We start from the raw sequence: 383 nt of genomic DNA, 5'->3' as shown, positions 1-383 counted from the left end.
TCGTCGAGTGCGTCGTTGACTTCCGGTGAGGCGTTGCCCGTCAGAATCACGTCGCGGGCCACCTGCTGCGGCCCGGCCGGTTCGGACTTAATTCCTACGTCGTCAAGCAGATCCGCATCATCGTCTCGGGTCGCGACCTCCTGCCCCTTACGGGTATCTTCCGCCTCGACGTAGGCCTCGAGCCAATCATCGATGTCGGCGTCGCGTTCTTCCGGCGACATCCTGGAATAGCGAACTTCGAGATCTCGGGCCCGCTTCCGTGCGGCTCGGCCGCCGTCATCGGGTTCGTCTTCCGGCCCGGATACGAAAGGCTCCAGAAGCTCCGCGATTTCGGCGGGCAGCGTGGGTGTAAGTGGAGAGGCATCTATGAAGTCGGTCATCGG

At 62.9% G+C, this 383-nt stretch carries 1 protein-coding gene; it reads right to left on the bottom strand.

The features are described from left to right. Window positions 1–383, bottom strand: a 383-nt coding sequence (locus MUB46_RS24195) for a hypothetical protein (RefSeq protein WP_261618540.1), incomplete at both ends; no start/stop codon positions are given.

This window comes from Microbaculum marinisediminis (assembly GCF_025397915.1).
In the GTDB taxonomy this organism is placed as follows: Bacteria; Pseudomonadota; Alphaproteobacteria; order Rhizobiales; family Tepidamorphaceae; genus Microbaculum; species Microbaculum marinisediminis.
The sequence above is the reverse complement of the archived record's forward strand: the minus strand, read 5'-3'. Positions and strand labels throughout refer to the sequence as shown.